This window comes from Deltaproteobacteria bacterium HGW-Deltaproteobacteria-18 (assembly GCA_002841885.1).
Classification (GTDB): domain Bacteria; phylum Desulfobacterota; class Desulfovibrionia; order Desulfovibrionales; family Desulfomicrobiaceae; genus Desulfomicrobium.
This window is the reverse complement of the sequence record PHBE01000019.1, coordinates 20496-43624: the sequence shown is the minus strand read 5'-3', so window position 1 is coordinate 43624 and position 23129 is coordinate 20496. Positions and strand designations below refer to the sequence as shown.

The 23129-nt window shown below is 58.0% G+C and carries 22 protein-coding genes and 1 tRNA gene; 15 read left to right on the top strand and 8 right to left on the bottom strand.

The window, feature by feature from the left end:
• Window positions 1–129: 129 nt before the first annotated feature.
• Together CVU60_15420 and CVU60_15415 are read left to right on the top strand one after the other, a co-directional pair.
• A complete protein-coding gene (locus tag CVU60_15420) occupies window positions 130–2394 on the top strand; it encodes a hypothetical protein (GenBank protein ID PKN40534.1) in 2265 nt (754 codons plus the stop codon).
• Between the two features lie 48 nt (window positions 2395–2442).
• Window positions 2443–2874, top strand: a complete 432-nt coding sequence (locus tag CVU60_15415) for a GNAT family N-acetyltransferase (GenBank protein ID PKN40533.1) — start codon at window positions 2443–2445, stop codon at window positions 2872–2874.
• A 282-nt stretch (window positions 2875–3156) separates the two neighbouring features.
• Here the strand turns inward: CVU60_15415 and CVU60_15410 are convergent, their stop codons facing one another.
• Window positions 3157–3966, bottom strand: a complete 810-nt coding sequence (locus CVU60_15410) for a hypothetical protein (GenBank protein ID PKN40532.1) — start codon at window positions 3964–3966, stop codon at window positions 3157–3159.
• Window positions 3967–4626, bottom strand: coding sequence for an NAD(P)H-dependent oxidoreductase (locus CVU60_15405; GenBank protein ID PKN40531.1), 660 nt, complete (start codon window positions 4624–4626; stop codon window positions 3967–3969).
• Between the two features lie 539 nt (window positions 4627–5165).
• Here CVU60_15405 and CVU60_15400 point away from each other — a divergent pair.
• The 8 genes from CVU60_15400 to CVU60_15365 all read left to right on the top strand — a co-directional run bounded on the left by CVU60_15400 (window position 5166) and on the right by CVU60_15365 (window position 12367).
• Window positions 5166–6125, top strand: a complete 960-nt coding sequence (locus CVU60_15400) for an oxidoreductase (protein ID PKN40530.1) — start codon at window positions 5166–5168, stop codon at window positions 6123–6125.
• A gap of 51 nt (window positions 6126–6176) precedes the next feature.
• Window positions 6177–7886: a hydrogenase 2 large subunit gene (locus CVU60_15395; protein ID PKN40529.1), complete on the top strand. Its 1710-nt coding sequence runs from the start codon at window positions 6177–6179 to the stop codon at window positions 7884–7886.
• A 98-nt stretch (window positions 7887–7984) separates the two neighbouring features.
• Entirely contained in the window at window positions 7985–8470 is a 486-nt protein-coding gene (gene hybD / locus CVU60_15390; protein ID PKN40528.1) for a HyaD/HybD family hydrogenase maturation endopeptidase, read from the top strand.
• 9 nt (window positions 8471–8479) lie between these two features.
• Window positions 8480–8758 (top strand): HypC/HybG/HupF family hydrogenase formation chaperone, encoded by a 279-nt coding sequence (gene hypC, locus CVU60_15385; protein ID PKN40527.1) that lies wholly within the window; start codon window positions 8480–8482, stop codon window positions 8756–8758.
• Window positions 8724–9569, top strand: a complete 846-nt coding sequence (locus tag CVU60_15380; GenBank protein PKN40526.1) for a hypothetical protein — start codon at window positions 8724–8726, stop codon at window positions 9567–9569. The genes hypC and CVU60_15380 overlap by 35 nt, the downstream gene beginning before the upstream one ends.
• A gap of 154 nt (window positions 9570–9723) precedes the next feature.
• The gene (locus CVU60_15375; GenBank protein ID PKN40525.1) at window positions 9724–11031 is read left to right on the top strand and encodes a peptidase M23; all 1308 of its coding nucleotides are present in this window, start codon (window positions 9724–9726) and stop codon (window positions 11029–11031) included.
• Between the two features lie 151 nt (window positions 11032–11182).
• Window positions 11183–11497 (top strand): hypothetical protein, encoded by a 315-nt coding sequence (locus CVU60_15370; GenBank protein ID PKN40524.1) that lies wholly within the window; start codon window positions 11183–11185, stop codon window positions 11495–11497.
• Between the two features lie 36 nt (window positions 11498–11533).
• Complete coding sequence (locus CVU60_15365; protein PKN40523.1) at window positions 11534–12367, top strand: MBL fold metallo-hydrolase; 834 nt, start codon at window positions 11534–11536, stop codon at window positions 12365–12367.
• A gap of 46 nt (window positions 12368–12413) precedes the next feature.
• On the opposite strand, the gene CVU60_15360 is transcribed toward CVU60_15365, so the two are convergent.
• Window positions 12414–13067, bottom strand: coding sequence for an acetoin utilization protein (locus tag CVU60_15360; GenBank protein PKN40522.1), 654 nt, complete (start codon window positions 13065–13067; stop codon window positions 12414–12416).
• A gap of 123 nt (window positions 13068–13190) precedes the next feature.
• Here CVU60_15360 and CVU60_15355 point away from each other — a divergent pair, with 123 nt between their 5' ends.
• From CVU60_15355 to hypB, 4 genes are all read left to right on the top strand, one after another.
• The gene (locus CVU60_15355; protein PKN40521.1) at window positions 13191–14894 is read left to right on the top strand and encodes a hypothetical protein; all 1704 of its coding nucleotides are present in this window, start codon (window positions 13191–13193) and stop codon (window positions 14892–14894) included.
• A 17-nt stretch (window positions 14895–14911) separates the two neighbouring features.
• Window positions 14912–15241, top strand: coding sequence for a hypothetical protein (locus CVU60_15350; GenBank protein ID PKN40520.1), 330 nt, complete (start codon window positions 14912–14914; stop codon window positions 15239–15241).
• A gap of 189 nt (window positions 15242–15430) precedes the next feature.
• Window positions 15431–15784: a hydrogenase maturation nickel metallochaperone HypA gene (locus CVU60_15345; protein ID PKN40519.1), complete on the top strand. Its 354-nt coding sequence runs from the start codon at window positions 15431–15433 to the stop codon at window positions 15782–15784.
• Window positions 15785–15797: 13 nt separating this feature from the next.
• The gene (gene hypB, locus CVU60_15340) at window positions 15798–16454 is read left to right on the top strand and encodes a hydrogenase accessory protein HypB (protein PKN40518.1); all 657 of its coding nucleotides are present in this window, start codon (window positions 15798–15800) and stop codon (window positions 16452–16454) included.
• Window positions 16455–16936: 482 nt separating this feature from the next.
• On the opposite strand, the gene CVU60_15335 is transcribed toward hypB, so the two are convergent.
• Entirely contained in the window at window positions 16937–18580 is a 1644-nt protein-coding gene (locus tag CVU60_15335; GenBank protein PKN40517.1) for a phosphoglucomutase, alpha-D-glucose phosphate-specific, read from the bottom strand.
• Between the two features lie 47 nt (window positions 18581–18627).
• Window positions 18628–19989: a hypothetical protein gene (locus tag CVU60_15330; protein ID PKN40516.1), complete on the bottom strand. Its 1362-nt coding sequence runs from the start codon at window positions 19987–19989 to the stop codon at window positions 18628–18630.
• 229 nt (window positions 19990–20218) lie between these two features.
• Here CVU60_15330 and CVU60_15325 point away from each other — a divergent pair.
• A tRNA-Arg gene (locus tag CVU60_15325) sits at window positions 20219–20296 on the top strand.
• A gap of 23 nt (window positions 20297–20319) precedes the next feature.
• On the opposite strand, the gene CVU60_15320 is transcribed toward CVU60_15325, so the two are convergent.
• The 3 genes from CVU60_15320 to CVU60_15310 form a co-directional block, all read right to left on the bottom strand.
• A complete protein-coding gene (locus CVU60_15320) occupies window positions 20320–21351 on the bottom strand; it encodes a hypothetical protein (protein PKN40515.1) in 1032 nt (343 codons plus the stop codon).
• A 158-nt stretch (window positions 21352–21509) separates the two neighbouring features.
• A complete protein-coding gene (locus CVU60_15315) occupies window positions 21510–21731 on the bottom strand; it encodes a hypothetical protein (GenBank protein ID PKN40514.1) in 222 nt (73 codons plus the stop codon).
• A complete protein-coding gene (locus CVU60_15310) occupies window positions 21728–22828 on the bottom strand; it encodes a hypothetical protein (protein ID PKN40513.1) in 1101 nt (366 codons plus the stop codon). Before CVU60_15310 ends, CVU60_15315 begins: the two co-directional genes overlap by 4 nt.
• Window positions 22829–23129 lie beyond the last annotated feature (301 nt).

The following is a 23129-nucleotide window of genomic DNA, read 5'->3' as shown; positions in this document are numbered from 1 at the left end:
CCAAAGCATCCGGACGGCGGCATACGATTCATGTATGACGGGCTTTCGCCCTTGATATCGGTTCCGTGTTGAGCGTAAGAAATAGCCGCACCATCGCCCCCCCCAATCTTCCTCACCAAGGAGCACCGCATGGAGACAGGCCCGTCACCCTCGCACCGCTGGCGTTTTTTCCGCCTCGGCGGTTTTGATCAGGTTCGCCTCGATACTTCCGAAGATCTTCTTCATCTTGGAGAACTCGATCAGAAACTTTGGGCAGCCTTGAGCTGCCCGGTGGACGGACTCGAATTCGATCCGCGCACCCTGTCCATGCTCGACACCGATGGCGACGGCCGGGTCAGAGTCCCTGAAATCCTGGCCGCCGTGAAATGGGTGTGCATGGTGCTGCGCGATCTTCGTCCCCTCATGGCCGGAAGCTCCTCCTTGCCGCTCGCGGCCATAGATTCCTCCATCCCCGAAGGCCAGCGGCTTCTTGCCTCGGCCAGACAGATCCAGAATTTTCTGGGCCAGGAAGGGGCCGAAGCCATCACCATCGAGCAGGTGGCCGGCACGGAGGCACTGCTGCACGAATCACCTTTCAATGGAGACGGGGTGATAACCCCCATATCGGCCCACGACCAAGCCACACAGGCGCTCATTGAGGAAATCATGGCCTGTGTGGGCAGCGTACAGGATCGCGGCGGCTCGCCGGGCATCGGCGCGGAGCAGGTCGAGGCGTTCTACCAGGCTGCCGCCCTCCACGTTCAGTGGCAGAGCCTAGCGCTGGAGAATGCCCAGACAATCCTGCCCTTCGGAGAAAACACCACGGCGGCGCGAGACGCCGTTAATGCCCTGCAGGCCAAGCTGGACGACTACTTCACCCGCTGCAACCTGGCCGCATACGATCCCAGAGCCGAAGAAGCGCTCAGCCCCGCCCTGGCCGCCTACGAAGCCATCTCGCCCCATGAGCTGCGCCTGGATGCGGACCTTGCGCACTTCCCCGTGGCGCGAATCGAGGCAAATCGCCCCCTGCCCCTTGAGGCGGGCGTCAATCCCGCCTGGACGCAAGCCCTGGCGACATTCAAGACTCTGGTGGTCATCCCTCTTTTCGGGGATGTGGAAAGCTTGGAGCAGTCCCGGTGGGAACAGGTAAAATACACTCTCAAGGCCCACGAAGACTGGCTGGCCGCCAAGGCCGGAGCCGAGGTGGAAAGCCTTGGAACCGCCCGTCTGCAGGAACTGCTGGCTGGCGACAGCCGCAGGGAGCTGGAAAAGATCATCTTTGAGGATTTGAGCCTGGCCGAACAGGTGGAGAGTTTCGAAGGAGTCACAAGGCTTGTGCACTTCACCCGCGATCTTCTGGTTCTGCTCAACAATTTCGTGGCCTTTCGGGATTTCTACGCCCAGGACCGCAAGGCCATTTTCCAGGCGGGTACACTGTATCTGGACGGCCGGGCCTGCGAACTCTGCGTGCGCGTGGCAAGTCCCGACACGCACGCCACCCTGGCCGCCTTGAGCCAGACCTATCTGACCTACTGCCGCTGCACGCGGCGGGGCAGCACGGAACAGATGCATATCGCGGCGGCCTTCACCGGAGGCGACTCCGACAACCTCATGGTCGGTCGTAACGGCATCTTCTATGACCGCAACGGAAATGACTGGGACGCGACCATCGTCAAGATTGTCGAGCATCCCATCAGCGTGCGCCAGGCCTTTCTTTCGCCCTACAAACGCATCGGGCGCATGATCGGGGAGCAGATCGCGAAATTCGCGGCGGCCAAGGACAGCGCCGTGGACACGGCCGCCGGATCGAAGCTGTCGGGCATGGCCCCGGGTGCGGACCCAGCCAAGCCGCCAACGCCCTTCGACGTGGGCAAGTTCGCCGGCATCTTCGCGGCCATCGGCCTCGCCCTTGGCGCTCTTGGAACGGCCTTGGCCTCGGTCATGAGCGGATTTCTGACCATGCCCGTGTGGCAGATGCCACTGGTTGTCGGCGGCCTCGTGCTCATGATTTCGGGCCCGTCCATGATCATCGCCTACCTGAAACTCCGCCAGCGCAATCTGGCTCCCATTCTCGATGCAGGCGGCTGGGCCGTGAACACCAAGGCCCGCATCAACATCCCCTTCGGGACCACCCTGACCACCCTCGCCGAACTGCCCATGGGCGCCAAGCGTTCCACCGTAGACCCCTTTGCGGACAAAAAGACGCCCTGGAAAAAATGGGCCGTGTTGCTGGCCCTTTTCGTGGCCCTTGGGATGGCCTGGGACAAGGGCTATATCCAGCAGATCTTTGCCAATGCGCGTCCGCTTTTTTTGAGCGAACAGGCCAACACCACCAAGGATGCCCCGGCTCCGGCGGAGACGACGGCACCGGCTCCCCAGAAGTCCGAAGCCGCGCCGGCCGGACCTGCCAAATAGCAATAAACCCGCGCCGGGCCTGAGGGCCCGGCGCACAGGAAGCACCACATGTTCAAACGCGTGAGTCTGCCCGAAGACCTGCTTCGGGTGATGATGATCCGTGCCATCGTGTTCATGGAGGAGCAGGGCATCGCGTATGCCGACGAAATGGACAAGCATGACGCTTCGGCCCTGCACATTCTCGGCGAAATCGACGACGAGCCCGTGGCTTGCGGCCGCATCCGCTACCAGGGCGACCGGGCCTTCCTGCAGCGTCTGGCCGTACGCCGCGCCTGGCGCGGCCGGGGAATGGGCGCAAAACTCCTGCAATTCATGCTGGAGCAGTGCCGCAAGGACGGCTTTACCAGCTTCGAGCTTCACGCCCAGACCAGGGCCATGGGCTTCTACCGCAGGCACGGCTTCACCGCCTGCGGGGAGGAGTTCGAAGAGGCGGGCATCCCTCACATGCACATGTCTCTGCATGACCCGACTCCGAAATGACCCGCAGGCCATGACCACGCTCCGCCTGAGCCCCAAAATGGTTTGCTCGGGATCTCCATCCACGCCGCAACGGCGGGGAGCCTGAACCGCAAACTCTCCTGCAGCCGGGGAAAAGCCTATTCGCTCTGAATTTTACGATAATATTCTGACGGGTCGGCGGGAATCACGATCATGGGGCATGGCTTGAGGCATTTCGGCTGGGTGGATGTGACCGGCTCGGGACCGATCATGCTCACGCCGCTGCCGGGCGCGGGCATTCACGAACTGCGCACGGGGCACTGATCAGCTCAGGGACAGCGCACCCAGATACTTCTTGAACTTCTGGCCTTCCTCATGCCCGGGATTGATGCTCAGACACTTCTCCAGGGCATTTTCCGCCTCGCCGAGCCTGCTCCCCTGAACAAAGGCCCGGGCCAGGTTGAAATAGAGGTTTTCGTCCGTGGCGCAAACTTCTATGGCCCGGGAATAATAACGGCAGGCATGGTCCAGCATGTCCTGCTTGCGCAGTTCGATCCCGAACTGATTGAAGAGATGCTTGAACTCCGCCGAGGCAAACCCGTCCAGGGCGATGAGCTGTTCGAAAACCGTCGCAGCCTTGTCATGCTGATTGTATTGCAGATAGGTAAGCCCCAGGCCGAACATGGCGCGGACGTTTTGTTCATCCAGCCCCAAGGCGTTGTTGTACTCCATGGCCGCCGAATAGGGCTCTCCGTTTTTCCGGTGGCGGTCGCCCTTGGCCACGGCCTTGGCAATTTTCTGGATGACGGGTTTGACCTGCTTCAGGAACATGTCCACTTCAGGCTGATACTGGGTAATGAGCTCCTCCATGGTCACTTCCAGAGCCGGACCCGAAGGCGCCCAGTGGGCATTTAGGGACTGCAGGGCCAAAAGCTCGTCATCGATCTGCTTGGCATAGTAGTAGAGTGTACTGTCCTCCTTTTTGGAGGTGGTACCCGTACCAATGGTGACCGAGGACCGCTTCGAGCAGACGCACTCGAGTCCCAGGTCCGTAGCCATGCAGTATTTGGAAACTTCGGCAATGGAGTAGTCTTCAGCCACGATATTCTCTTCTTCCGGCGTGTTTCTGGACATCTAGAACCAGCGCACCATCTGTTCAAGAGGTCTGCGCGTCTTGCGCTTCGGCGGTTTGGCCCGGTAGCCGAACGCAAGCATGTAAGCCACTCCGTACTCGTCCAGATCCACGCCGAAATCCTCCGCCAGCACCTCGTCCACCTTGTCCTGCGCATAGCCTTCGATGGGACAGGAATCGATGCCGATGAGCGCCGCCGCCGTCATCATGTTGGCCTGGGCGATGTAGCACTGCTTGCAGGCCCAGTCGAACATGGCCCGGTCGCTGTCCAGAAGGCGAAAATCCGACTGCTGGAAAGTGGCGTAATATTCCGTGCGGGCGGTGATGCGATCCTCGGGCAATTCCTGGATCTGGCGCATGAAATCCGCGATGCCGACACTGTCGAACTTGAGCAGGGGTGTCTTCATGGCCAGGCAGACCAGAAAATGACTCGCCGTTGGGATCTGCCCCTTGCCTCCCCAGGTGTGCGGCAGGAGTTTCCTGCGAAAATTCATGTCCTGGACAACCAGAAACTGCCAGGGTTCGAATCCGAAGGAACTTGGGGACAAACGTGCGGTTTCAAGAACGAACAAAAAATCCTCATCGGAGATCTTGATCTTCGGGTCGAATTCCTTGCAGGCGTGACGAAACATGAAGGCGTCGAGAATTATCTGCTTGTCCATATTACAACTCCTTGCAAAGGGATTGACGAACATCCGGGGCCCATCGTGGCGAGACAATGACATCACTACGCAGCCTTTTGCCTAAGTTCAAGAATGGGAAAGCCCTTCCCCGGAAATCCAAAGAACCCGGGCAAACCCGTCATAACGGATAAAAGCCGCCAATCAGGCACGGCCTCGACGCATCCGAATCAGAACAGGCCTGAAGAAATACTCAGGCCAGCAGAGGCAATGTGACCGCCCAGTCAGTAACACCGATACTTAAAAAATAACACGCGTGCATTCAAATCAGCCCCCGTGATGCGTAACCCTTTTTATATCTAAAATTGCGATACTACATCATTATTTTCATACTATGTATTGACCTCCAATACATAGCCATGTAACGAGAAAGAAAAGGAAATATTCAAGAGTATCCTTGCTGATTGTGGACACCACGAGTCGACAACACGAATCTGACGAACATCCAAACCGATTGTGGACATGACAGGTCAACAACAATTGTTGCCTGTCTTTTATTCATACACTGATGGAGGTGTGTTATGAAGGTTTCTGTAGGTTTAGGCAAACCCGGGGCCGAAGAGCGGTTGGAAAAAAGTGGGGTCTCACGCCGAGATTTCATGAAGTTCTGTACCACAATCGCAGCGGTCATGGGTATGGAGGCGTCATTCGCCAACAAAATCGCCCTGGCGCTGACTTCTCCCAAGCGTCCTTCCGTGGTCTGGCTGCATAACGCGGAATGCACAGGCTGCTCTGAATCCATTCTCCGCGCTGTTCGTCCCTTTATCGACGACCTGATTCTGGACACTATCAGCCTTGACTACCATGAAACCATCATGGCAGCTGCCGGTCACAAGGCGGAAGAAGCACTGCACGCGGCAGTGAACTCTCCAAACGGCTTCCTCTGCGTTGTTGAAGGCGCCATCCCGACCAAGGACAACGGCATTTACGGCATGGTCGGCGGTCGCACCATGCTTGAAATCAACTCCGAAATCCTGCCCAAGGCAATCGCCGTGATTTCCTACGGCACCTGCGCCACCTACGGCGGCGTACAGGCTGCGAGCCCCAACCCGACCGAGGCCAAGGGCATCAACGACGCACTCAAGCATCTGGGCGTCAATGCAGTGAACATCCCCGGCTGTCCTCCCAACCCCTACAACCTGGTCGGGACCATCGTTCATCTCCTGACCCATAGCCTGGCCATCCCCGAAATGGACGACATCAACCGTCCGATCATGTTCTTCGGTGAAACCGTACACGAACAGTGCGAACGTCTGCCCCATTACGAGGCCGGCGAGTTCGCGCCCTCCTTTGATTCGGAAGAGGCCCGCAAGGGCTGGTGTCTGTACCAGCTCGGCTGCAAAGGCCCCATGACCTACAACAACTGCCCCAAGGTCAAGTTCAATCAGACGAACTGGCCGGTTCAGGCCGGTCATCCCTGTATCGGCTGTAGTGAACCCGATTTCTGGGACGCCGCTTCCCCCTTCTACGAAGAAGCATAAGAAGGCTGTTGCTCAAGGCTCAACATTTACTGAAATCAGAGGAGAGTACATATGTCCGGTTGCAAACCCAACCAAGCTCCGGGTGTTATAGCCACCCCAATGGATACAACCTTCAAGGGACCCATCATCGTGGACCCGGTGACCCGCATCGAAGGTCACCTCAAGATCGAAGTCGAAGTGGACCAGGGCAAGGTCACCAATGTCTGGTCAAGCTCCCAGCTTTTCCGCGGACTGGAACTGATCCTGAAGGGCCGCGATCCCCGCGACGCGCAGCATTTCACCCAGCGCTCCTGCGGTGTCTGCACCTACACCCACGCCCTGGCTTCCACCCGTTGCGTGGACAATGCCGTCGGCGTGGATGCGAACCTGCCCGACAACGCACGCCTCATCCGCAACCTGGTGCTGGCAGCCCAGTTCCTGCATGACCACATCGTGCATTTCTATCATCTGCACGCCCTGGACTGGGTGGATGTCACCGGCGCGCTGACCGCCGACCCCAAAAAGGCCGCATCCATCGCCAACTCCATCTCGACCCGCGTGACCAAGGCCGAAGACTTGAAAGCCGTGCAGGACAAGGTCAAGGGCCTGGTCGATTCCGGCCAGCTCGGCATTTTCACCAACGCCTACTTCCTGGGCGGACACAAGGCCTACTATCTCCCAGCGGAAGTCAACCTCATCGCCACCGCGCACTACCTTGAAGCCCTGCACCTGCAGGTCAAGGCCGCCCGCGCCATGGCCGTTTTCGGAGCCAAGAACCCGCACACCCAGTTCACCGTGGTCGGCGGCGTGACCTGTTACGAAAGTCTGACCGACGAACGCATCGCCGAATTCGTGGGCCTGTTCCAGGAGACCAAGCAGTTCATCGACGAATGCTACATCCCGGACCTGCTGGCCGTGGCATCCTACTACAAGGATTGGGCCGGCATCGGCGGCACCACCAACTTCCTGAGCTTCGGCGAATTCCCCTCCGTCGAGAACGACATGAACAGCCGCTGGATTCCCCAGGGCGTGATCATGAACCGCAACATCGCCGGAGTCGGCAATTTCGATCCCAAGCTGATCGAGGAACACGTCCGTCACAGCTGGTACCAGGGCGACAAGGCCCATCACCCCTACTCGGGCGTGACCGAACCGCAGTACACCAGCTACGAGGACCGCGACCGCTACTCCTGGATGAAGGCGCCCCGCTACAACGGCGAATCCGTTGAAACCGGACCTCTGGCCACGGTTCTGATCGCCTACGGCAAGGGACACCCGGAAGTTAAGAAGCTCGTTGACTACGTACTGGGCTATCTTGGCGTCGGCGCCCCGGCACTCTTCTCCACCCTTGGGCGTACGGCCGCCCGCGGCATCGAGACCAAGGTCATCGCCGACAAACTCATGGACTGGGTCAACGAACTGGCCGAGAACGTGAAGAGCGGCAACAACAAGATCTACCAGGACTGGACCATGCCCGACGAAGCCGAAGGCGTGGGCTACGTCAACGCTCCCCGCGGCGCGCTCAGTCACTGGATCAAGATCAAGGGCGGCAAGATCGAGAACTTCCAGCTCGTCGTACCCTCAACCTGGAACTTCGGACCGCGCTGCTCCGGCGGCAAGATGTCCGCAGTCGAAGAGGCGCTCATCGGCACGCCCATCGCCGATGCCGAACGTCCGGTGGAAATCCTTCGCACCGTGCACTCCTTTGACCCCTGCATCGCCTGCGGCGTGCATGTCATCGACTCCAGGACCAACCAGGTCCGCAAGTTCAAGATTCTGTAAAAGAACAAGGGCCCCGAAATCGGGGCCCTTTCCTGTCTTGAATCAACCCACAAATTTGCGTAGCATTTCTTTTTAATTCCTAAAACATGGATACGTTCATGACAGAAAAACGCATTCTCGTTCTTGGCGTGGGCAATATTCTTTTCACTGATGAAGGTATCGGTGTGCGCTGCATTGAGCAGATGCAGGAAAAATACAAATTTTCGGACAACGTCACCCTCATGGATGGCGGAACCCTCGGCACCAGGCTGATGGGCCCGATCATCGAATCGGACTATCTGATCGTCTGCGACGCGGTACTCTGTGACGACAAGCCCGGCTCCGTATACCGGCTCATGGGCGAAGATCTGCGCAAAAGCCTGGCCTTTCGCGATTCCATGCACCAGACCGACCTTGTCGACACCCTTGGCATGTGCGAAATTGTCGGGAACCGTCCCGAAGCCGTGGTCATCGGCATGGAGCCCTTCGACTACGACTCTATGGCCCTGGAACTTTCGCCCACGGCTGTCTCGTCCATGCCCGTCATGATCGATTCCGTGATCCAGGAAATCGAATCCGCCGGCGGAACCTGCACCCCGAACTAAGGAGGCACCATGTGTCTGGCCATACCTGCCAAAATTGAATCCATTGAAAACGGCGTCGCACAGTGCCGGGTCGGCGAAGGCGAAACCTTTGTCACCGCATCTCTCATGCTCCTTGACGGAGAGCCGTCCCTTGGCGATTACGTCATCATCCACGCTGGCTTCGCCATCCGCAAGCTCGACCTGCTGGAAGCCCAGCAATCCCTGGCCATCCTGCGCGAACTGGCCGACGCCTACGACGAGGTGCAGCGCAAATATGAGCAGGAGGAGCTTGATCGTGCCAAGGCCTGATGCGGACAAAGTCCTTGGAAGTCTCGTCGGCCTTGCGGTCTGCGAGGCGCTGGCAAAATCTAACCCCTCCAGCGTATCTGAAAATGCGCCTCTGATTCCAGGCCTTTGGGGCGACGGGACGTCCATGGCTCTCAGCCTGGCCGAGAGCCTGATCGAAATCGGTGGAATCGACCAACGTGACCAGATGGTCCGCTACACGAGCTGGTTCCGCTACGGCTATCTGAGTGCAACCGAAACCTGCGACTTCATAGACGAAACCGTCAAACAGGCCATCCTGCGCTTCGAGCGCACCTGGAACCCGCTGGACGAAAGCCGAACCCAGGGCGATGCCTGTCTGACCCGAGTGGCCCCGGTGGTCATGTTTTTCACGGATTCCAAAGACACCATGCTCGACGCATGCGCCAAATCGACCGCCACCACGCACTCCTCCCCCCAGAGCCTGGACGCCTGCCGGCTTCTGGCCCTCATGATCTTCGAAGCCCTGCGCACCACGGAAAAATCGAGGGTTCTGCAACCGGAGCTCCCCCCGGACCTCAGCCCCGAAATAGCCGCCTTGTGCTCAAAAAAAACCATTCCATCCGAATCAGCGGCTTCAGCATCCCTGCTGGCGGCCATGAACGCGTTTGCCGACAGCAATTCCTTTGCCGAGGGCAGCCTGAAATGCCTCCATCATGGCCCGCGCGCCCTGGCCGCGTACGGCCAGCTGGCTGGCGCATGGTACGGCCGGGATCTTATCCCCCAAGTCTGGCGACAAAGTTTAGTGCGCAATAACATGCTGAAACAAATGGGAAATCAGCTGATCAACGTTTAACAGCCCTCTCAACTTGCCAAAATCTAACTGCGTCCGTAGCATGTCACATGCTTACGGCGATTTTTCGCGTCCAAAGTCGCGCCCGATATCTGGAACTACACGGCCCTAAGCCCGCCATCCCCACACAAAAGACCTCAAACAACGAGCATTTGGTATGAAAAACCGCATCTCTTCAGCCTTCTTTCTTGTCATCCTGCTTCTTCTTGGAGCCCTCGGAGCCCTCTATTACGTCAAGGCAGAGTGGAATCCCCCGACTCTTTCCCTGACCCCCGAGCAAGCCACGGCCAGCAACAGGACTGTGTTCACCATCACGGCAGCGGACAAGGACTCCGCATTGCGCAGTCTGCATGTCGTCGCCACCCAGGGCAGCAACAGCATCGAAATCATCAACAAGACGCTGCCCGTCGGCACCAAGGAGCTGCGCGAAGAGTTCGCTCTCCCCAAAGCCGGCATCAAGAACGAGGCCCTGACCCTGACGATCACGGTCAAGGACACCTCCTGGCACCGTCTGGGACGTGGCAACCGGGCCCAGATCGTGCGCCAGATGGACATCGACTCCAAGCCTCCCGTCATCTCCGTTCTTTCCGGCCAGCATAACGTCAACCATGGCGGAACCGGCCTTGTGGTCTACAGCACCAACGAGGAACTGGCCCAAAGCGGCGTGAAGCTCGGGGATCACTTTTTCCCCGGCTACCCCTATAAGCCCGGAAAGTATCTGTGCTTCTTCGCCCTGCCCTACAATGTCGATCCCAAGGCCGTCACCCCGATCCTGGTAGCTGGGGATCTGGCGGGCAACGAATCCACCATAGGATTCAACTTTCGCCCTCTCATAAAGAAATTCAGGCACGACGACATCAACATCTCCGACAATTTCCTGCAGTCCAAAATGGGTCAGTTCGCGGAACTCTATCCCGACGCGGCCACGCCCCTGGATATTTTCCTCAAGGTCAACTCCGAGCTTCGGGCAAAGAACGTGGGCTCCCTGATTCAACTCGGCAAGGACACCGTGCCCCAGAAGCTTTGGGACGGCACTTTCGTCCGCCTGCCCAACAGCGCACCCATGGCGGCCTTTGCCGACAACCGCACCTACAAGTACCAGAGCAAGGCAGTGGACAACCAGACTCATCTCGGCGTGGATCTGGCGTCACTTGCGGCCTCTCCGGTTCCGGCCGGAAACACCGGACGCATCATCCTGGCTGAATTCATGGGCATCTACGGCAACGTGGTCGTCATCGACCACGGATTCGGATTGCAATCCCTGTATTCGCACCTGAGCGAAATCCACGTGCAGAAAGGGGAGACGGTCCAGCGCGAACAGATCATCGGCAAGACCGGAGCCACAGGCATGGCTGGCGGAGACCATCTGCACTTCGGCATGCTGATTTCCGGCATCGAGGTGCAGCCCATCGAATGGTGGGATCCGCAATGGATTGACCACAACATCACTTCCAAGCTGGAGTGAAAAGGGCCCTGCTGGGCCTTTTTTTGCGCCCGAAGGGAACGCGCGGGATGACAAGACGGGCCCGCCTGAACTAGTGCATTCTCTTCGGTCGGTAGATATACGGCCGCCTCGAAGCATTTTCCACCATAACGTAAACCCAGCGAGACCAGCCATGTCCGAATTTTCCAATGTCACCGTATTGAAGAAGGCGAACATCTACTCTGACGGCAACGTCACCAGCCGCACCCTTGTTTTTCCCGACGGAACGAAGAAAACGCTCGGGATAATGCTGCCCGGAGAATACGAATTCGGCACGGCCGAAAAGGAACTGATGGAAATCCAGTCAGGTGAGTTGGACGTCCTGCTGCCGGGTGCGAGCGACTGGCAGACTTTCACCGGCGGCACGGCCTTTGAAGTCCCGGCCAACGCCAAATTCTCCCTCAAGGTACGCACCGTCACAGACTACTGTTGCTCGTATATGAAATGAACCCGGATCAAGCTCGGTTCAAGGCAGAAATTCGCCATGAAACTCACCGTTCTGGTTGACAACAACACCCTGATCGACCGTTATTATCAGGGCGAGCCGGGCCTTTCCCTGCTGATCGAGGCGGATGGCCGCAAAATTCTTTTCGATTGCGGCTATTCGGACCTGTTCCTGAAAAACGCCCAGAAAATGGGCCTCTCCCTGGATGATCTGGATTTCGTGCTGCTTTCGCACGGACACATGGACCATACCTGGGGGCTTGAGGCCCTGACCCGACGCCTCTGCGAGCTGCGGATTGAGGGCCGGCCGTGCAAACGTCCGGTGCTGATCGCCCATCCCGAAGCCTTCACCAGCATCGGCCTGGACCAGTGCCCGGAGATCGGGCCGCTTCTGGAGCCCTTGAAGCTGGCCAGACATTTTGAAATGCGACTCGGCAAGGCCCCGCAGGAGATAATCGGACGCCTTCTTTTTCTGGGAGAGATACCGCGCCGGATCGGATTCGAGCAGACCGAAGGCATCGGTTTCAAGCAGGGCGAAGAGACGCCGGACCGCATTCTGGATGATTCGGCCCTAGTCTACAAGGGAAGCGAGGGGCTGGTCATCATCACGGGCTGCTCCCACGCGGGCATCTGCAACATCGTGGACCGGGCCATGGATCTGACCGGAGAATCCCGCATCGCGGACATTATCGGAGGGCTGCACCTGCTCTCCCCGTCACGGGAGCGTCTGGAAGGAACGGTGGAATACCTGCGCAGGATCGGACCCGAAAATTTGAGCCCGTGCCATTGCACGGATCTGAACTCGAAGATCGCGCTGGCGGCGGTGAGGCCGTTGCGAGAAGTCGGCGTGGGGCTTGAAGTCACCTATGTCTGAAAAAAGGACGCTTCCGCCTAGGTGAAAGCGTCCTGCAGAAAACCGATTACGCCCACTCCTGCTCAAACCGTTCAGGTCCGGCGATCTTGTAACCCTTATCCGTCAGCACCCGCTGCAGCGCATCGGTGTCGTCGGCGCGCACACGGAAAACCAGCAAACGCTGCGTGCCGCGAAAAAAGGTGGACGTGGACAGTATGTTCACACCCAGATCGAAAAAGAGCCTGCTGATCTCGGACATGAGGCCCTTGCGATCCTCGGCCTCGATGACGATACGAAAGCCGCCAAGCTCCAGTCCCATTTCCTCCACCAGTACAGCCAGCATGGAACCCCGGCTGATGTATCCCTTGAGGCGGTTTTTCTTGTCGACCACGGCCAGACCGGCCAGATCCTTGTCGTGCATGATCTTGGCCGCGACTTCGATTTCAGTTTCAGGAGTCACGGTCGGCATTGAACTGCGCACCAACTCCTTTACCGTCATTCTGGACAAGAGATAATTCAATTCATGCTTGCTGAATGTTGTCGCACCGGATGGCAATGCAGCCCGGATATCTTCCTTGGCTACATATCCCTTGAGCTTTCCGTCCTCGACAACAAGCAAAATCCATAGTCTATTTTCCTCCATCATGCGATCCGCTTTGATAATCAGCGTATCGGTGGTGATGGTGGGGACATGTTTGTCCATGGCAAGGCCTACATACATGACATACTCCTTCAGTCGATCGGGTGAATCCCTTTACGCAAAGTGCAGTGACAGCCTCCATCCTTTTTGCTATATCCTTGGTTCCATTACCGGAAATAACAGGCAGAAAAAAAACGGGTACGCTTGAAAAACATGAGACGTGCGGTTCTTCTTATTCTTGCTCTATGCTTCCTGACAAGCATAACCAAGCCGGGATTTTCAGAAAAACCGCTGCGACTTTTTTTCGAAAAAAATATCCGCGTCGACCGCAAGTCCGGCGACGAACATATCGTCAGACAGGGTGAATGGCTTTACAAAATCCTGGAATCGAAAGGCTATTCCGCCTCACAGATACAACGCATCCTGCCGGATATCCAGACTCTGAACCCGCATATCCCGGACATCAACCGGCTATTGCCGGGACAGGTCATCCAGATTCCGGAAGCCCCCTCCGCCACTGACGCCGGGATCAAACGGCCCCAGGCACCGGTCCCTCCGGAATCATATGAAAAAGCGCCCTACGTCGTGCGCCAGGGGGATACGCTGATCCAAATTCTCAAGGAGCAGGGGGTGCCAAACAGTTTGATCTACAGCCAGTATCTCGACCTTTTCCTTGAACTCAACCCCGAGGTCCCGAACAGCAACACCCTGCGCGTCGGACAGAAGATCATCCTTCCGGTCGCTGCCCAGGACGAAAAGCCCCCGGTTCCCGCCCCGCTCCCCGATCCACCTGCGGCGCTGACCGCAAAGCCCGCACAAACCGTTGTGACTCAAACCATCGCCCCAAGCCAGGCCCAGGCCGCCCGGAGCGGCCCCGCGCAACTCCAGGCCCGGACAATGCCGCCGGTTCCCGATGTGCCGCAGCCGCCGCCAGCCCCAGAGGCATTGCCACCAAAAATCCTGCCGCCATCCGTGGGCAGCACGAACGGCACCGGTCAGTCCGACTCGACAAACGCCACCACAAAAACAGAACGCGAGCCCAAAACCGGCCTGCCTTTCGTCAGAGCGATGCTGGAACAGATGCGTTTCAAGTTCGTGCCCGGAGACGAAAGCATGTTCCCCCTGCCCGGATCGGAATGGCTGATCGTCAAACTGTCTGAAACCCCTCTGCTGGATGCGCCCTGGGGAGGCAGGATCCTCTTCTGCCCCGTGCCGAAAAACGCCAGATGGATCGAAAACGCCAACAAATTGGGCATGAAGATCTGCACCATCTCGCCGCGCTGGAACTTGCAGGAAGTGCTTGAAAAACTGGCCTCCTCCTTTCCGAAGCATTTTCGGCTCTGGGGCGCGGGCAAGGAACTGGTGCTTTCCCGCAACGGCGTCGGCGTGACCCTGCTTTCACCGCAAATAGCCATCATGGAGCGCGGCGGACAAAAAAACATACACATGATCTGGTCCAGGCAGACCAAAGACTCCCCGCTTCTGCCCCAGGGTCTGCACGAGGTGCTCGATGCGGCCCAGGTAAAGCTCATCGAACTGGACCAGTTCAACGAGCTTTCGCGTCTGCCGTCCCGGCCACGCGAATCCATATATGTTCCCGTGGCCACGCATCTGGAGATTATCCGGGCCATGAACCCGAGCAATCCCGAAGAAACCTTCGGGAAAAACATGCCCGACACGCTCGCCTCCCTGCTGCAACTGCTGCGCGACAAGGACTTGCTGCGCCAGGGCATGATCCAGGCATCCTGGCACGAAGGCACGCAAAACCGCATCGCGGTTCAGGTCCCGGCGTGGTCGGTACTGGGAGGGAAAAGCAAGATCGCCATATTGGATCGGCGTTTTTCCGATCCATTCCTTGTGTCCGTCCTCTCCCACGAAGGTTACACCTGCTTTGTTCTCCCCGATTGAACTCCCAAGGACTGCCCATGCCCCACGACTTTCGCGTTTACGGCCATCTGGCCGGATTGGATGACAAACAATTGAAATCATGCCTGGAACATTTGACCGCATACGAATGCGAGATCAGCGGACACGTCCTTGATTTCGTGCATGAAGGCGTCTTCCTCGATGTGGACAGCGATCTTGAAGGCCTGCTGCCCCTTCTTGGCCCGGACGTGCGCGGCGTCATCGATATCATCAACCACCAGGACTGGGAGATGTACCGCTGCACTCTTTCCGGCGGAGTCCTGACCAGGTCCCGCATTGCTCTGGACAATGCCCTGGACACGGCTTACGCATCGGAGCGCCGTTCATAAGCTCTTGGCTGACTGTTGAAAAACTTCAAATTTCCATGCTGTTCAAAAATGGCGACCTGCTTGGACAAAGAAAACCCGGAGACGAAGCGCAAGCGTGCCCGCAAAGACATTCTTGCATGCACCCGGGATCTGAATTGTCCGCAGCAACAAAGCAGGCCACCATTTTTCGCAACCTGTTAGGGAGTCAACATGCACGAACTGTCCATTGCCGAAAGCCTGATCAAGATCATCGGCGAAGAAATGGCCAAGCACGGCCTCACCAAACTGCACTCGTTCAAGATCGTCTATGGCCAGATCTCGGCCATTGTGCCCGAAGCCCTCGAGACCTCCTTTGAAATCCTGACCGTGGGCACTCCGTTTGCGGGTGCCAAGATGGAAACCGAGGTCAGACCCATGGTCGTGCGCTGCCGTCAGTGCGGCCACGAATTCAGCCCCAGCCTGGAAGAACGTGTCATCATGCCCTGCCCGCAGTGCACGACGGAATTGGGACACGAGATCATCTCCGGCCGTGAACTCTACATAGATAACATCGAAGCCGAATAACGTGGAGGAAAGCATGAAAGTCGATGTGGTACGCAATATTCTCGAGGCCAATGACGTAGTCGCGGCTGAACTCAACGCCCAGCTCAGCGCCCGCGGCATCCTGACCCTCAACCTGATGAGTTCGCCGGGTTCGGGCAAGACGTCCCTTCTGGAAAGGACGCTGACCGATCTGAAGGACGAGTTCAACATGGCCGTCATCGAAGGCGACTGCCAGACCGAGAACGACGCCCGCCGCGTGGCCGCCACAGGGGCCCGCGCCGTACAGATCAACACCGCCGGCGGCTGCCATCTCGACAGCTCCATGGTTCGCGACGCCGCTGAGAAACTCGGCGTGGACGGCGTCGACATTCTCGTCGTCGAAAACGTGGGCAACCTGGTCTGTCCTGCGGAATTCAGCGTCGGCGAAGACTACAAGGTCACCATCCTGAGCGTGACCGAAGGCGACGACAAGCCTGAAAAATATCCGTTCATCTTCGCCGAATCCAAGGTCATGATCCTGAACAAGATCGACCTGCTGCCCTACGTCAACTTCGACGTGAAACGCGCCAGCGGCTTTGCCCGCTCCATCAACAAGGACATCGAGATCTTCGCCCTCTCAGCCACCACCGGCGAAGGCATGGATGCCTGGTACGACTGGCTGCGCCGCGAACGGGCCAAGAAGAAAAAGTAATTTTCAGCAATGACGGCACGACGCCCGCTCTCGGAAACGATGGCGGGCGTTTCTTGTTGGAAAAAAGGGTCGGGAATGGATTCGCGCCTGCGCGGGAACGACATCTCGCTGCGCGGGGAATTGCGTTCATCCGTACTGGTGAGTCCGGGGATGGATCGCCGCGCTTCGCTCGCGATGACGTGCCGCGCTTCGCCCGCGATGACGTGCCGCGCTTCGCCCGCGATGACGTACCGCATTATGCTCGTGATGAGATCCGAAAAAACACGTCATCGCGAGGAGTCTTCGACGCGGCGATCCAGTCTCTTCGGTCTTCAGGACACATCCCGCACAACGCAGTCCGGAAGGGATTTGTCTACTGGCGAGGCCGCTCAAAAACCGTTCTGGCAAGGCGTGTGTCGATTTTGAAGGGCGAAGTGTAGCCGGCTACATGAGGCCTTCAAAATCGACACGCAACGCAGTCCAGAACGGATTTTTCAGCGGCCTCACGCCCCCGCCAGCACCCCGTCGACCATATCCTGGGCCTCGGTCTTGATGCGCTCCAGGTGCTCCCGGCCCAGAAAACTCTCCACATAGATCTTGTACATGTCCTCCGTGCCCGAAGGGCGTGCCGCGAACCAGCCGTTTTGCGTGACCACCTTGAGGCCGCCGATGGCTGCGCCGTTGCCCGGGGCATGGGTGATCTTGGCCAGGATGGGCTCTCCTGCCAGTTCGGACGAGGTCACCTGCTCCGCCGAGAGCGACGAGAGCAGCTTCTTCTGGGCCATGCCCGCCGGTGCCTGCAGGCGTTCGTAGATGGGGCTGCCGTGCCGCGATTCCAACTCCCTGTAGATGTCCCCCGGGTCCTTACCGGTGACGGCGGTAATCTCGGCGGCGAGCAGGTTCAGAAGAATTCCGTCCTTGTCCGTGGTCCAGGCCTCGCCGCTGCGGCGCAGAAAGGATGCCCCGGCGCTCTCCTCGCCACCGAAGCAGCATGTCCCGGCCAGAAGATCGTCCACAAACCACTTGAATCCCACCGGCACTTCCCGCACCCCGCGTCCATGCGCCGCCACCACGCGGTCGACCATGGAACTGGTGACCAGGGTCTTGCCCACCTGCGCCGAGGGCGACCAGTTCGGCCGGTGCGCGAGCAGATAGTCGATGGCCACGGAAATGTAATGATTTGGGTTCATGAGCCCATGCCCGGCGGTGACGATGCCATGGCGATCGGCGTCAGGATCGTTGGCGAAGGCGATAGAAAACGAATCCTTCATGGCAATGAGCTTGGCCATGGCATGGGACGAAGAGCAGTCCATGCGGATCTTGACGTCCTTGTCGAGGCTCATGAACATGAAGGCCGGGTCCAGGACCGTGCTGACCACCTTGATATCAAGCCCGTAATGCTCGGCAATGGGCTCCCAGAAAGGCAGCCCGGCCCCGCCCAGAGGGTCGACGCCGATACTGATGCCCGAATTCTTGATGGCCTGCATGTCGATGGCGTTTTCCAGATCAAGGACATAGGGACGGATGAAGTCATGCTCCCGGCACTGACCCTGCTTCAAGGCCCGGGCCAGGGGGATGCGCGGCACCGAGCCGATGTTTTCGAGCAGCGCGTTGGCCCGCTTCTCGATCCAGCCGGTAACGTCGGTCCCGGCCGGACCGCCGTGGGGCGGATTGTATTTGATGCCGCCGTCCTCGGGCGGATTGTGCGAAGGGGTGATGATCAGGCCATCGGCCAGTCCTGAGGCGCGGCCACGGTTGTAGGTCAATATGGCGTGGGAGATGACCGGCGTCGGCGTGTATCCGAAGCCCTGCTGAAACCGGCAGTCCGCTCCGGCCGCGGCCAGCACCTCCAGAACCGTGCGCAAGGCCGGCTCGGAAAGGGCGTGGGGGTCCATGCCCACGAACAGGGGGCCGTCTATGCCCTTTGATGCGCGATATTCGCAAACGGCCTGGGTGATGGCCAGGATGTGAGGCTCGTTGAAGGACGCCTTGAAAGCGCAGCCCCGGTGTCCTGACGTGCCGAAGGCCACAAGCTGATCCGCCTGCGAAGGATCAGGCGTCAGGGTGTAGTAGTCGGAGATGAGCCGGGGCACATTTATGCGCATGGATTCCGGCACGGATGCGCCGGCAAGGGGATGGGCTGCCATGAATACTCCTTGTGGATGAAAAAAAGAAACAACCCGGCCGGGGCCGGTCAGATATTTTCGTGCAGAGCCTGGGACCGCTTCAGAGCAGACCAGAGCACCTTGTCGTTGGGGTCCTGTTCATAGGCTTTCTTGAAAAACTCCGTCCCGTTTCGGCCAGCCTTCTGAAAGATGGTTCCGATGTTGAAAGCCACGTTCTTGCCTGAAGAGGGCAACATTGGATCAAGCTTTAAAGCCTTCTCCAACGCTCTGAGCGCCTTGGGCGCTTCGCCGCCTTCGCTGTAGGCCATGGCCATGTTGTAGAGCAGGGTCGCGCTACCAGGCACAACGGCCAGCACACGCAGGTACTCGGCGATGGCCTCCCGCCATTTGCCCTGTTTGCGCAGGGAGATGCCAAGGATGGTGACGGTGGCTATATCGGCCGCCGTAATGTTGTCGCCGCGCAGATCGAGGGCCTTTTTCGAATAGTGGATGGCCATATCCGGATCGCGGTTGGCGCAGATGTCGGCGATCCTGCTCGAAAGGTTGGACAGAAATTCGTTGGCTTCGCGCTGCGCCAGATGCATCACGTTGCGGAACATCTCCTCGGCCACGGCAGTGTTGCCGCGGGCGATCTCAAGCTCACCGATGAGCAGGATGCGCTGCGTGTTGAGGGGGCTGATATCGTTCAGCCGGCGCAGGCATTCAAGCTGCTTCCCGGCGTCCCCCGCCTGCTCGTAGAGCGCGGCCAGACGCTTGAGCGGAGCCAGGTAAAGTTCAGCGCTCTTCACGGCACGCTGGTACATCTCTTCGGCCCGGGAGGTCATTTCAAGACCCAGATAGGCATCGCCCTTGATCATGAACCCCACCGCGCTGTCGGACTTCTGCTGCAGAATGTCGTCGGACACAAGCAGAGCCTCGCCCCAGCCACCGGCTTCGAGCAGCTTCTTGCCCTTTTCGATGAGCTTGCTGAGTTTGCCCTGGGGGGCGATGGTGAAGGCCAGTTTCTCGCTGAACGAGGCCACGGAAATGGGTTTGGTGATGATGTTGTGCGCGCCCTGTTCGACAAGAAGCGCCGTGATGTACTGGTCCACTTCCTGGGTCAGGACGATGATGCCCGCGCCGGGGCACAGCCGCATGATGCGTTCCATGACCTGAGACATGTCCGCCTCCGCCGCGCGACGTTCGAGGCAGATGACGAATCTGCCCCCCTTGTCCTCGTGCAGAAGCTCGAAAAGATCGGCCAGGCGCGTGAAATGATGGAATGATTTTCGCGACAAGCCCATGCTGTGATAGAGGACCGACTTGATCAGTTCCACAAAAGCCGCATCATCGGTCAAGGCCACGAACTTGCCCCCGGCCAGGGCGTAATCGAAGATCGTGGCTCCATAGGCATCCTGACCCGGCCCTGAAGCAGCAACGTATGTACCCATCGCTTATCACCCATTTTGATTCGTTGGCGCACCTTTCCCGAAATGAGAAATCAGGCAACTTACCAAGAATACACAAAGCCGCACGGATGTTCAACGCGTTCCTGCCCTCTCCCGGGAAAGAGACGCGTCCCCTCCCGGCCGGAAGCACCCCGCGAAGACTTTTTTCAAAGGGGAAATATGCTTGATTTTACCCCCCGCCTCGCCTAATGAATTTGCTCCACAACGGACCGCCCCCATAGCTCAGGTGGATAGAGCACGGGATTCCTAATCCCGGTTAGCCCATGTTCGAGTCATGGTGGGGGCACCAGATCTGAAAAAGGTTTCGCGTAGTTATAGACTACCCGGAACCTTTCTTTTTTCTCGCGCCACCCGACGCGCCACCCCTAGCGACTCCACAACGGCCTCTGAAGTCTGAAATACACCCAATGAACGAAGATAGATCTCCGTTGTCTGGGGGGATCGATGGCGAAGGAGGGTTTGAATCTCGGCTACCGTGTGCCCTGCGCGGTACAGCTGCACGGCCACAAGATGCCGGATGGAATGAAAGCCGAACTGCGGAACTCCCGCACGTCGGCAAAGGACTTGAATAAAGTGGAATGCATAAGGAATACGAAAAACCTGTAAACCTAGACCTGCTTGCAGCTTCCAGCGCTTCAACTCTTGGATAAGTTCATCTGGAATCCGGACCCAGGAAGAAAACCAAGAAGCATTACGCCCTTTCCTGCATGAGAGCCGAACGGCTTCACGATCAAAATCTATGTCCGACCACTTGAGCCGCAACAATTCACCACGACGGCAAGCCGTATAATACAAGAAGAGGACTGCCGTTTTTTCCTGCTGGTCCTGCGCCTGGTCAACGACTGACCAGAAATCATCTTCCTTGGGCACAATGAGTTCCTTGGAGCACGTAGGATAATCAGGGACATGAGCGAATGGATTCAAAGGCGGCAGCCCGAGGAATCGAACGCCCCAGGACCAGGCTTCAATCAAGTGACGCTTGGACCTGTTCGCACGATCGCCGGATATCTCCACGGCCAGCTTGGAAAGATGACGAAGAGCATGACCAGGCGTCATCATGGCCGCCGGTAAATGCTCATCAACATCGACGAAGAAACGAGAAAAGCACCTTTTCTTCTCATCGAGTGAGACAAGACCACGCGCTTGATATTCCTCAATTCTTCGGTTCAGCCAGTGGCCACAGGTGAGGCCCGTTTTCACGTGCGAAAGCGCGGACCGCTGGATGGACTCCCATTTCATCGCCTCCGGCTTCGTCGGAAACGCCTTCTCCACTCGCTTCCCATTCGGGAGTTTCACCCGCCCTATCCACATTGTCCCGTTTTTTCTGATCTTTTTGGTTGGCATATAGTTCCCTTATCGCTTCGGATATGAGTTTTTCAAAGAACACCAGCTTTCGGGGACCAAGCCAGACACCGCCGAACCGGACGGGATCAGCTAACAGCGTATCCTCTGAAATGCCAAGCATGGCCTGGACCTGTTTGCGGTCCAATCGGGCGCCAAGATCAGACAGACATGACTTCGTAATCATACCCTTCTCCGCGTGTATCAATGACCACGTAAACGTCCGCGGTCAGATCCTCATAATATGCCGCTTCCATGTCCTGGGCCGCGTCGTTGGCTTCCGGGAATCCGCCCTCGATGATGAACGTGGACGCCTCTTGAACGTTGCCGGTCCGAAGGATCTGGATCCCGAATTGCTCGTTTCGTTCGATGACGTGTATCATGCTGCAACCTCCAACATTTGGTGGGCTGGCGTGTAATAGTAGCCCTTCTTTTGCAAAAGAGCCGTGGCCGCCAAAAGGAATTGCTCCGGGCTGCCAAGGCTGGTTTCCTTGATCAGACGATTGAACCCCGCGACACGTTGAGAAACCAAGGTCTCAGCGTTGAGGACTTTGTGGCCCCTGGCGAAAAATGCGGCGGCCTTGTTCGTCACCGATGCCACCAGCGCGTTGACTGCGCGGATCAGCTGCTGGTCCGCTGCTCGCTCGTAAGCCTCCGGGCGGCGGTCCACTTCATGTTCAATGAAATCCTGGCTGAAATGCTCGATCAGGTATTCATATTCCGGGACATTGGAGCACCGCGAAACATTGGAGTCATCGCGGATCTTGATCGACCAGAGGTCAAAAAGACGCTTCTGGATCGACTGTTGCGCGTTCAGGAACTGACTTAGCCGCTCGATCTTCCATTCCTTGAGGAAGTCACGGTGCATTTCGTATTCGATCCGCCAAATCGGTTCTTCCAGCGTAAAGCCCTGATTGGTCCACACCTCGTGCCAGTACTCTTTGCCCACCACGGCGCTTGCCTCTTGCCGCTTGTCATAGACGCGGACTTTATAGCCACGGGAGCCACCCACGCCCCACAGACGCCACACAAGCCCTTCAGCTTCATTGCGGGAAACCGTGTTCTGGAGCCGCGTCTTCACATGGTAGGCCGGATTGTCGAGATACCGGGAAAGATCGGATTGGAAGTCAAAGGCAAGGTCGATCTGGGAGAGTTTGAGGCCACGCCCAGGCCGATGGACACCGAAGGATTTCAGGAGGCCGCAGCAACGCGCATACGCTTTTTGATAGCCTACGCGCTGGATGTACTCCGAGGAAAAGCGGATAAAACAGTTCGGCTTCAGGACTTCCGAATCGGAATAATAGATCCGGATCCCGTCATGCTCCAGGCCCCACTTATAACGAGGGATTCCGGCGTCGGTCGGGTAAATGCCTTTGGGAATCAGGTTGTGCCGGAATTGCCAGTTCAAAAGGTACATCTGCGTTTGGCGGTCAAGGTTGATCGTTAGGCAGATCGTGTCGATGGAGTTGCACACGAGCATGGTTCACCAGCCTTGTTCGAGATTGAAGGAGACGCCGCGCATGGGATAGCCACAAGATGAGCAGGAAAATTCGAAGTTTGCGACTATCTTGCAAGTGTGCGGAGTCGGTGACGGGAAACCGCGCAGTAATTCGGGAAACGCCTTTTCGGGGCCTCCTAGTGCATCAATGACATTCACTTGTTCCTGACACTTTGGACACTCGGTCCACATCTCACTGGGACACTCAATTTCAACGGCATGAACTAAATCTGACATGGCAACCTCAAAAATAAGAAAACTTAATAATTAAGGACAATTAAAT

What these genes read in the sequence shown, in the direction of transcription:
- CVU60_15420 (PKN40534.1), top strand. Translation starts at nt 130, where the DNA reads ATGGAGACAGGCCCGTCACCCTCGCACCGCTGGCGTTTTTTCCGCCTC.
- CVU60_15415 (PKN40533.1), top strand. Translation starts at nt 2,443, where the DNA reads ATGTTCAAACGCGTGAGTCTGCCCGAAGACCTGCTTCGGGTGATGATG.
- CVU60_15410 (PKN40532.1), bottom strand. Translation starts at nt 3,966, where the DNA reads ATGTCCAGAAACACGCCGGAAGAAGAGAATATCGTGGCTGAAGACTAC.
- CVU60_15405 (PKN40531.1), bottom strand. Translation starts at nt 4,626, where the DNA reads ATGGACAAGCAGATAATTCTCGACGCCTTCATGTTTCGTCACGCCTGC.
- CVU60_15400 (PKN40530.1), top strand. Translation starts at nt 5,166, where the DNA reads ATGAAGGTTTCTGTAGGTTTAGGCAAACCCGGGGCCGAAGAGCGGTTG.
- CVU60_15395 (PKN40529.1), top strand. Translation starts at nt 6,177, where the DNA reads ATGTCCGGTTGCAAACCCAACCAAGCTCCGGGTGTTATAGCCACCCCA.
- hybD (PKN40528.1), top strand. Translation starts at nt 7,985, where the DNA reads ATGACAGAAAAACGCATTCTCGTTCTTGGCGTGGGCAATATTCTTTTC.
- hypC (PKN40527.1), top strand. Translation starts at nt 8,480, where the DNA reads ATGTGTCTGGCCATACCTGCCAAAATTGAATCCATTGAAAACGGCGTC.
- CVU60_15380 (PKN40526.1), top strand. Translation starts at nt 8,724, where the DNA reads ATGAGCAGGAGGAGCTTGATCGTGCCAAGGCCTGATGCGGACAAAGTC.
- CVU60_15375 (PKN40525.1), top strand. Translation starts at nt 9,724, where the DNA reads ATGAAAAACCGCATCTCTTCAGCCTTCTTTCTTGTCATCCTGCTTCTT.
- CVU60_15370 (PKN40524.1), top strand. Translation starts at nt 11,183, where the DNA reads ATGTCCGAATTTTCCAATGTCACCGTATTGAAGAAGGCGAACATCTAC.
- CVU60_15365 (PKN40523.1), top strand. Translation starts at nt 11,534, where the DNA reads ATGAAACTCACCGTTCTGGTTGACAACAACACCCTGATCGACCGTTAT.
- CVU60_15360 (PKN40522.1), bottom strand. Translation starts at nt 13,067, where the DNA reads ATGTATGTAGGCCTTGCCATGGACAAACATGTCCCCACCATCACCACC.
- CVU60_15350 (PKN40520.1), top strand. Translation starts at nt 14,912, where the DNA reads ATGCCCCACGACTTTCGCGTTTACGGCCATCTGGCCGGATTGGATGAC.
- CVU60_15345 (PKN40519.1), top strand. Translation starts at nt 15,431, where the DNA reads ATGCACGAACTGTCCATTGCCGAAAGCCTGATCAAGATCATCGGCGAA.
- hypB (PKN40518.1), top strand. Translation starts at nt 15,798, where the DNA reads ATGAAAGTCGATGTGGTACGCAATATTCTCGAGGCCAATGACGTAGTC.
- CVU60_15335 (PKN40517.1), bottom strand. Translation starts at nt 18,580, where the DNA reads ATGGCAGCCCATCCCCTTGCCGGCGCATCCGTGCCGGAATCCATGCGC.
- CVU60_15330 (PKN40516.1), bottom strand. Translation starts at nt 19,989, where the DNA reads ATGGGTACATACGTTGCTGCTTCAGGGCCGGGTCAGGATGCCTATGGA.
- CVU60_15320 (PKN40515.1), bottom strand. Translation starts at nt 21,351, where the DNA reads ATGCCAACCAAAAAGATCAGAAAAAACGGGACAATGTGGATAGGGCGG.
- CVU60_15315 (PKN40514.1), bottom strand. Translation starts at nt 21,731, where the DNA reads ATGATACACGTCATCGAACGAAACGAGCAATTCGGGATCCAGATCCTT.
- CVU60_15310 (PKN40513.1), bottom strand. Translation starts at nt 22,828, where the DNA reads ATGCTCGTGTGCAACTCCATCGACACGATCTGCCTAACGATCAACCTT.